The following is an 8,464-nucleotide window of genomic DNA, read 5'->3' on the forward strand; positions in this document are numbered from 1 at the left end:
AGAGGCTATTGGAACATCTGTGAACCACCCATGAATGCAGCCTAGCTTCTGACTTGCATCAAACCTGACCGGATGTACTCGGTCGATCCTACTCAAACAGAACTATGCTCTAGCGCTGATCGCAACTGAGACAGGCCTCTCGCCACTAAATAGGGAATCCACGTCATGACGTCAGATCGACCTCTCGGAAATCGGGATCTACTACCATCGCACCTCAGGACTGAAATCGGCATTGAGGGGACAGCTGTTAGCAAAACACGTCTCAAGGTTCTGACGCTGGATGACGATAACGTGGACAGAATGCGTTTGATTCGTATCTGTGAGAAGTCGGGGATGAGTTTTGAATATTCAGAAGCGGAAAACTTGAGCCAACTACGGTCTCTTTTGGACCAAGAACCCTTCGACATTGTGTTCCTGGATCACAACCTAGGACGTGATAGCGGACTGGACGCACTCCATATGGTCATCTCACATGAAGACCAGTCCGGGGCGATTCCGATTATGGTCACCGGCGCCAACGATCTTAAAATCGCAATGGATGCGATGCGGAATGGATGTGCCGACTATCTCGTAAAGGAAGAACTAACAGTGGCTTCGTTAACAAAATCGGTTGCGACTGCGGTTGAACGGCGCATGCTCTATGCTGAAATTTCCGCTAGCAAGATGGTTAACCGCGAAGTCGCTAAAGTCGTTCAGCGATTCATGCTCACTTGTGGACCAGATATCCGGGATATCTTGAAGAATTCAATCAAGAAAACTCGTGGTATGAAGGCATTGATCCGTAACGACGAGACGCTCGACCCGCAGATTCTGTCTGACCTGACGGTCTTAGAGAGAGGGTGTCTAGATCTCACAACATTCGTTGACGATTTGGATAGCGTCCTGCACGGACTTCGGGCCAGTGCGCGTGATCCGAACCACTAGCTGTGTCCGTTTTGGCGAAGATCTCCTGCAGCGTTCGGCCAGCTCCAACGTGTGTGCAGTGCTATTTTGATCGCCAACGAAGATGTGAACGTCTGCTCCGGAAGTCGGGCGGATTTGTTCGCGCTTCCAACCGGGCACCGCTGCAATTCACATGACCTTTGTGATTGAGCTGGCTGCCGTTCGATGATGATTTTTGGCGGCACCTGCGGCGAAGGGCGGCTCTTTTCTTTGGTCGTGCAGCATGGGGCCGTCAGCCCGCTGGTAGATCCCAAGACTTTGCAAAGTCCGCTATGTGCGCAGAGTTGACGTTGGTGCTGACCGCAGCATCAGCTAGGGCCGCCTCCGCTTGCTGAACGGCGGCTTTCGGGAAATCTTTCGCGACTGCAGCAGTGCCCCCGCTGCCCCTTGCATGAATGTCGCGTTTGGGCTGGAAGCCGTCATCTGGCTCGTCGCGCTAAGCCCTGCAACGCCAAGGTTCGCGTGCCGCGCTGCCGCAAGTCCGCTTAGAGCCCTCGTTGGAAAATGCCCTCCCCGCAGCACCTTGCACGCGCAGAGAAGACAGCCTGTAATTCACGGCCCATTCCTGCCGTTGGCCGATACCTAGCAATGCTGCGATGCGGCCGTCGAACCTGCCACTCGCTGCGACTGCCAAAAACAAGAGGGACGCGGATTCACAGTTCGCGGGACGAAGCTGCCGTTCACCGAAGGGTTGCTGGCGTCTGCATTTTGCGGGGCCGGGACTGAACGCCTATCGCTCCGCTCAACGCGAGGTCCCGGTTCGTCAACCTGTCAAACGCCTACATGAGGCAACTGCGATTTGAGATAGTCAAAATGCCGGTGCGCCATGCCGCGATAGGCGATCCAGCCGTCGGCGGTGTTCTGTGCCACCGCATCCGACAGTACCGCCAGCGGCTCTCCAGTCGAGCGCGCGAGGGTCAGCGTCTGTGCTGCCTTTTCAAAGAAATAGAGGTCTTCGAAGGCTGCCGCGACCGTCTCGCCAACGATGGTGACGCCGTGATTCCCCATCACCAACACAGATTTGTCACCGAGGCTGTCCGCCAGTCGCTCACCTTCCTCGACCGCATCAGCGATGCCGCCAAAATCGAGGTCATATGCGGTCCGCCCGTGGAACCGCGCGGTGTTGTTGTCGATGGGCACCAGCGTCGGGTCCTTGAGGCAGGCCAGCGCAGCGCATAGGGCGAATGCGCGTGCAAGATCACCTTGGCGTTGGGCTTGCGGCGGTGCAGCGTGCCGTGGACACACCAAGCGGAGGCATCTGGCGCACCTCTGCCTTCGATCACCCGTCCATCGCGGGCGTCGATGCGCAACAGATCCTCGGCCCGGATCGTCGCGAAATGCTGCCAGCAGGGATTCAGCAGAAACTCATGCTCTGATATGGCGGCGCTGAAATGGTTGCCGACCGACTCGCTCCAGCCCATCGCGTGACAAATACGGAAGGCCGCCGAGAGATCCTGCCTCAGAGAGGCAGTCTCTTCGTTAACTGGGCTCAACTCATTCATTTGAAACGTCCTTCGCTGACCAGCGCACGGTAGTTGGAGCGCATCTCGGCCCGGTCGGTGTAGCAGCCGCGCAGGTAGCGATCGCCGCTTTCGGCGGTATAGGCGGCGCGGCCATGCACAATGCGATGGTTGTCAAAGACCATGCATTCGCCCGCTTTCATCAAGAAGGTCATCATGTATTTCTCTTCCTGCAACATCTTCCCGAATCTGCAGAAAGCCGGATACCAGAGATCAAGCAGCTCCTGATCGAGGTCTGAAATGTCCAGCATGTGCTGGCTGATCGTCAGGCCGGACACTTCGCCGTGCTGGTCCAGCTCGATGATCGTCTGGCGCGACCGCATGTCGTAGCTGTCATGTTCGCAAAAGAACGGCACCTTGGTTTGCGCGAGGATCTTGAACCCCTCGGGATCCCGTGCGCGAAAATCGTTCGCCACCGCGACGCCATCGGCATAGACGCTGTAGCCGCCCTCTACGGTGTTGGCGCGGCAATGCAGGAACTGCACGCCGGGCGCATTCTCCTCGGCGGGGGTGTCGGTGTGGAGCTCCAGCGCGGCGGCTGTATAGGCGGTGTTGGTCGGGTTGATATGGGTCTTCACGTCGAAATAATCGCCAAAGAAGGTGGGACGGATCTGGCCAATCATCTCGGCGGTCTCGGTGAGGCCCTCGTTGCTGTCGGGCATGTCGGTGATAATCACGAAGCCCTTGACCAGCATCATCTCGATCCACTTGGCGCGCAGCGCCGGGTCCGCCTTCAGCGCGGGCTGGCTGAAGCGCGGAACGTTCGGGTAATCGTCACCATACCACGGCTCGCGTGCGAGGTCGGCGGGATCGGGGCGCCGCCCCGTGGTCTTGTAGGATTCGAGCCAGGCCAGCGGGAAGCGGGTGACATGGTCCTCACCTGCCCATGTGATCTCGAGTGCGTCGCCGACGACCTCGGCGCTTGACGCCTTGGGGGCGTTTTCAAGGTGGAAGATGTCAAAGCTGCGCTCGCGGGTTATGCTGTTGAACGAGCTGGGGCAGTTGTCGCGAAGCCAGTGATAGTTGAAGTGATGGCTTTGGCCGTCGGACAGGGGGATGCGCAGGCCATTGTCCTGCAGAATTGGGTCAACCACGGGGGAGGTCATGAGGTTCATGTTGTATCTCATATTGTTGCGAGGGGTTGAGGAGCATTTCTGCAAACAAGAATTCCACGCCTTTCTTTCCCGAAACAGGCGGATTAACCTGATAATATCTTAAGCTATGGGTTAATTTGATGAACCGTCTCCCACCGCTGCGCCTGCTTACCACCTTCGAAGCCGTCGCGCGGCACGGCTCGATGCGGCTGGCGGCGGCGCGGCTCAACGTGACCCAGCCGGCTGTGAGCCAGACGCTCAGGGCGTTGGAAGAGCACGTAGGGGCAACGCTTTTCGACCGCGCCACGCGGCCAGCGCAGCTGACCGAGGCGGGCGAGATTCTAGCCCGCGCGGTGCGCGACGGACTGGGGCAGATCTCGGCCGCGCTTGAGGATATTCGGGCACTCAGCGGGCAGGACGGGTCGCAGGTCACGGTGTCCTGCACACTCGGCATGGCGACCTACTGGCTGATGCCGCGCCTCCCCGAGTTCTACGCCGCGCATCCGGAGATGACGGTGAATGTGCAGGCCCCCGCAACCGATCTGCCGCATCTTTCCCCCGGCATCGACATCGCCATCCGCTACGGTACCGGTGGCTGGCGCGAGGGCACAACGCTCAAGCTCTTCGACGAGCGGGTTTGCCCGGTGGCCGCGCCCGCCCTACTAGCGCGGTTGCAGGCCGACGGCATAGGCCTCGACCGGGCACCGCTCATCCATGTGCGCAGCCCGCATAACCAGCACTGGGCGGGGTGGGAGGACTACCTTCGCGCAAAGGACATTCCGCGGACGCGTCTTTCTGGGCAGACCTTCAACAATTACGTGCAGGCGGCGCAAGCTGTGCTCGACGGGCGCGGCGTCATGCTGGGCTGGCGCTCCATAGCAAGCGGCGCGGTGCGCGACGGGGGGCTGCGGATGTGGCCTGAGGGCGAAATAGATTTAGGGACGTCATATTTTCTTACCGCAAGGTTACCAAAGTCTCAGAGCACAAAAGTGTTTCAGGACTGGGTCGCGACGTGCGGCCAATTCATTTGAACGACCAAAGTCCCATCAGGCTGCGCGCTGTACAATCGCAAGGCGGACATTCGCGAATACTGCAGCATCCGTCAAAGTGGGCTCCAAGCCGACTTGCGGCGGCGCAGCGGGCTGGTGATCTGCCTGGACGGCCGAAGGTACTTCCGTTGGTGGCCGCAAGCAGCCCGAAGGGGACATGATCTGTGCAGCCGCAACATCAGAGGCTTTCCGAAGTGAGGGCGGACCGATGCTTCTGCAGAGATAGGATTCGAGGGGAAGTGCATGGCGCATTGCGCGCCTATTGTCTTGCTGTAAATCCGGCGAGCGCGGACTTTAGGGTTGCGTAGCGTCTGCGGCTGACCGGGACCTTTGAGCCATCCTTCATGATGCAGAGGTAACTGCTGCCATTGGTGCGGACCTGAGCGATCTGTTGTAGACGCACCCAATGGGAGCGATGCACTTGTACGCCCTGTATTGGCGCTAGCAGGTTAACACAGTCTACGAACTTGCGGCTGAGCATTACATTGGCTTGCGTGGTGCGTAGGTGGACGTAGTGATCATTTGCACTGAGGCTAACCAAGTCATTGCCGACATCATGTGATAGCTCCGGGAAGATGCTTTGCAGCTGTGGTAGTTTCCCAAACCGCGCCGTGATGTAAGTATGCCGTAGTATTGTAAATTCTGCGGCCTTCACCACCGCGACGACAACCAATGTTGTGAGCCCGATTGCGGGGATCGCGACCCGGCGCAGTTCATCCCAATAGCCAGTTGGATCCGGTGGCGGTCTCTTTAGGGCAAGGGCAGTGAGCGCCTCTAAGGCCAGGGACAACGGGGCCATAAATATTGGCATCAAGAGTACGGCTGCAATCACAGCACGGCCGTCTGATATCCCAATACGCACCGCACCGATGGCCAGCAAAGCCAATATCGCGATGCCAAAGGCCAAATGCAGGATCCAATTGAGCAAAGCCCAAACGAAGGGCATCTCTCGCGTCGCCCCGGGTTCAAGCGCGGACAATATGATCGCGCAGCTCAAAATCATTGCTGCGCCGATCATCAGCCGGTGCCGACCTTCTCCGGTATTGCCACGCACGAAGGACAGCAGATTGTCTAATTTGAGGTCTGAGAACATCTTAGCGCCGGGGCTCAGTTATGGACGGATTTCACACCGAGCTTAGCCGCCTATTTTCCACAGCGATACGTGTTTTTCGTGAGTGGTTGTATTCGACCGTTGGCGCGATGCACCTTGCCGTTCCCGAAAAATATATGTCATTTCAAGTGCTTCACCTTTCATAGCGCCCGATCTCTTAGCACCAATGCCCCACCTCACTCGAAGCGACAGGTTTTGCGCGACGAGGCTATGCGACACAGAAACCGACATGAAAGGTCCAACGAAATGAACATGAGAAAAGCACTCCCCCGGGGTATGACCATCAGCGCGACAGTTTGCGCTGTTGTAAGCAGTGCTGCCTTTGCTGAAGACTCTCTGATCCGCGGATCAATCGGGTTGGGCGTCTCTTATGGGCCAAGTTTCCTCGGCTCAGATGACAGCGAGAGCGGCGTCATCCCCATCATCGATCTCGAAATCGGTCGCTACGGCTTTGTGAACCAGCGCGGCGTGGGCCTGTACAACTCAAGCACCTTGGGGGGGGGGACGCTGAAATACGGCGTCGGACTCGGCTATGATTTTGACGAGCGCTTGACTAAGGATAACGCTGTTCTGGCGGGTCTTGACGGTATCGAAGCCGGCGCAGTTGCGACGCTCTTTGCGGACTACGAAACCGGGCGGTGGAGTTTTGATCTCGAGCTGCAAAAGGGTCTGTCTGATGAGGGGCATGAAGGCACTTTGGTCAAGGTTTCCGGCACCTATGGCGCGCAGATTTCGCAGCGTGTCAGAGTGTCGGCAACCCCCTATGTCAAATGGGCAGATGAGGCATGGATGGACAGTTACTTCACGGTTACGCCTGCCCAGTCTTTGACCTCTGGATATACTGCGTTCGAGGCCGGGTCCGGCTTTGCCCAAGGCGGGATCACCCTGACAGCGAGCTATGCCCTGCGTCCGAAAACCATCGTGTTCACCAGCCTCGATATGTCGACGCTTATGGGGGATGCCAAAGACAGCAGCCTCAGCTTTGAAGACACACAAACTAGCCTCTCAACCGGCGTGATGTTTCGCTTTTGATCGTGAAAACTCTTAGCCCCTTCCAGACAGGATACCCTATGCGTATGTATATCGCGATCACCGCAGTTGCGGCTGTGTTGGCAGCCAACCTTTGGCTGTTTCAGTTAGAGGACCCGGCACGCCGCAATGCAATCAACGCAGAAGCTACGGCGCTGAACTTGGGCCTGCTCCCCCCGGATCAGGGGGTGACCTTGGCTCTGGTCGAGCATGGGCGCGATGTCGCGCCCCATGTTGTACTGGTGACTGAAACAACGCAGACTGGTATTTCGGGTATAGATCTCACCCGCACAGGCCTGACCACGCAGAGCGATTATTTCGAGGCTCTCGTCGAAGTCGGTCTCGAGCGGCTCACTGCGCTTGCCATCGCTGCGAAAAATAGACGGGCGGAGCTGCCGCTTGTCCAAGTTTCCTTTCAGGATCTGCGCCCCGCCGCTGGGACCTCAACCCGAACGGTGGCAAGTGGTACAAATTTCCCTGAGCATCTGGAAGAGACGCACGCGCAATCAGTGTTCAATTTTCCAAAGTTTGGACCAGCGACGCCGCCAATTACCACTGTGGCGATCACGCCCGAAGAGCTGTTAGATTATGAAGTCGAAATTTGCGCGCGCTTCGACCGCGACATTGAAACTGTGGCAGATTTTGATAAAGCGCAAAAAGGCTTTTTCTTATGTGGCGACTTCAGTGATCGCGCGGTGCTCACTCGTTTAGTCGATCCTGATAACTTTGATGTCGGCACCGGCTTTAGCGATGCCAAAAGTGGCCCTGATCGGTTCCCCTCAGGTGGGCTGTTTGTGGTTCCGCGGGATTGGCAGGCCTTCGTGAACGCCGAACGTCTGGTCACCGAAGTGAACGGAGAAACACGTCAAGACACACGAGCCGGTGATATGATTTTGTCGTTTCGTGATCTGGTTGAAAAAGTGCTCGCCGATACCGAACGCCCGAGATTTCTGTACAAGTCAGAGTATTGGCATCTGATTGAGGGCAAGAAGATCGCGCGCGGGCAGGTGTTGATGTCTGGAACTGCCGAGGGAGTCATATTTATGCCGCCCAATCTGCGCCAAATCCTGCGCGGTGTCGCAAGATATCTGACCCACGGAGATGTGGTCAGGGGCCGAGACCCATATCAATCGGTCGTCACCTCATTCATAACCGAGGAGCGCCAATCAGGACGGTATCTGCAACCGAACGATCTCGTTACACATAAGTCGTCTCGGATGGGCCTAATCAAAGCAACGGTTCTTCAAAACGAGGTACCCGAAGTATGGTCTGCTGTTTCCCAAGGGTCCAAATAAATGCAGTACTGAACCACTTCCGGCTGGCGCCGGTAGGATCGGCGATGCGCTATTCCAGGTACTGAAGTACGATGTCTCCGGTATTGTCACCGTTAGTTGTCGAGAAGTACCCGCGCCCCCAAAATCTCGGGCCCCAATATCGCCTGCGCAGTTCTGAGAATTCCAGTTACACCTTCTAGGACGGACGACCCTTCATCCTGCGCACCAGATCGGAAATCGCGAGTTTTGGCGGCACCGACACAAACATGTGGACGTGATCGCTGGAAAGCACCCCATGCAGGATTTCGACATCGTTCTCCTGACACACTTGTCGGTAGATATCTTAGCTAGCGCAGGCGCACCCCACCGTGAACCGCCCCGGGTTCGCCGGAGGCTGATTGCAGTTAGTTACGCGGCTCGTTCCTCATTTTCCAGAGCGGCGTAG

6 protein-coding genes and 2 pseudogenes are annotated in these 8,464 nt (G+C 57.4%); 4 read left to right on the forward strand and 4 right to left on the reverse strand.

The features are described 5' to 3' along the window. The first annotated feature begins 231 nt into the window (after positions 1-231). The gene (locus tag R0J92_RS20940) at positions 232-924 is read left to right on the forward strand and encodes a response regulator (RefSeq protein ID WP_411053056.1); all 693 of its coding nucleotides are present in this window, start codon (positions 232-234) and stop codon (positions 922-924) included. 789 nt (positions 925-1,713) lie between these two features. Here the strand turns inward: R0J92_RS20940 and R0J92_RS20945 are convergent. Both R0J92_RS20945 and R0J92_RS20950 read right to left on the reverse strand, forming a co-directional pair. After that, positions 1,714-2,444, reverse strand: a pseudogene (locus tag R0J92_RS20945) (class II aldolase/adducin family protein). Further along, on the reverse strand, positions 2,441-3,577 hold the full coding sequence (locus R0J92_RS20950) for a TauD/TfdA family dioxygenase (protein WP_411053051.1): 1,137 nt from the start codon (positions 3,575-3,577) through the stop codon (positions 2,441-2,443). Before R0J92_RS20950 ends, R0J92_RS20945 begins: the two are co-directional and overlap by 4 nt. A 119-nt stretch (positions 3,578-3,696) precedes the next feature. On the opposite strand from R0J92_RS20950, the gene R0J92_RS20955 reads away from it, so the two are divergent. Further along, a complete protein-coding gene (locus R0J92_RS20955; RefSeq protein WP_411053052.1) occupies positions 3,697-4,587 on the forward strand; it encodes a LysR substrate-binding domain-containing protein in 891 nt (296 codons plus the stop codon). A 277-nt stretch (positions 4,588-4,864) separates the two neighbouring features. Here R0J92_RS20955 and R0J92_RS20960 read toward each other — a convergent pair whose 3' ends face one another. Then, entirely contained in the window at positions 4,865-5,698 is an 834-nt protein-coding gene (locus R0J92_RS20960) for a LytTR family DNA-binding domain-containing protein (protein WP_411053053.1), read from the reverse strand. A 213-nt stretch (positions 5,699-5,911) separates the two neighbouring features. Between R0J92_RS20960 and R0J92_RS20965 the strand changes: the two genes are divergently transcribed. Together R0J92_RS20965 and R0J92_RS20970 are read left to right on the forward strand one after the other, a co-directional pair. Continuing rightward, positions 5,912-6,748 (forward strand): MipA/OmpV family protein, encoded by an 837-nt coding sequence (locus R0J92_RS20965; RefSeq protein ID WP_411053054.1) that lies wholly within the window; start codon positions 5,912-5,914, stop codon positions 6,746-6,748. 38 nt (positions 6,749-6,786) lie between these two features. After that, positions 6,787-8,040, forward strand: a complete 1,254-nt coding sequence (locus R0J92_RS20970) for a fumarylacetoacetate hydrolase family protein (RefSeq protein ID WP_411053055.1) — start codon at positions 6,787-6,789, stop codon at positions 8,038-8,040. A 49-nt stretch (positions 8,041-8,089) separates the two neighbouring features. On the opposite strand, the pseudogene tnpA reads toward R0J92_RS20970, so the two are convergent. Then, a pseudogene (gene tnpA / locus R0J92_RS20975) lies at positions 8,090-8,347 on the reverse strand (IS200/IS605 family transposase). Between the last annotated feature and the right edge of the window lie 117 nt (positions 8,348-8,464).

The organism is Tritonibacter sp. SIMBA_163, from assembly GCF_046535935.1.
Lineage (GTDB): Bacteria > Pseudomonadota > Alphaproteobacteria > Rhodobacterales > Rhodobacteraceae > Epibacterium > Epibacterium scottomollicae.

Excerpts from the sequence above, each read along its gene's own strand:
- R0J92_RS20950 (WP_411053051.1), bottom strand. The coding sequence starts at position 3,577 with ATGAACCTCATGACCTCCCCCGTGGTTGACCCAATTCTGCAGGACAAT.
- R0J92_RS20955 (WP_411053052.1), top strand. The coding sequence starts at position 3,697 with ATGAACCGTCTCCCACCGCTGCGCCTGCTTACCACCTTCGAAGCCGTC.
- R0J92_RS20960 (WP_411053053.1), bottom strand. The coding sequence starts at position 5,698 with ATGTTCTCAGACCTCAAATTAGACAATCTGCTGTCCTTCGTGCGTGGC.
- R0J92_RS20970 (WP_411053055.1), top strand. The coding sequence starts at position 6,787 with ATGCGTATGTATATCGCGATCACCGCAGTTGCGGCTGTGTTGGCAGCC.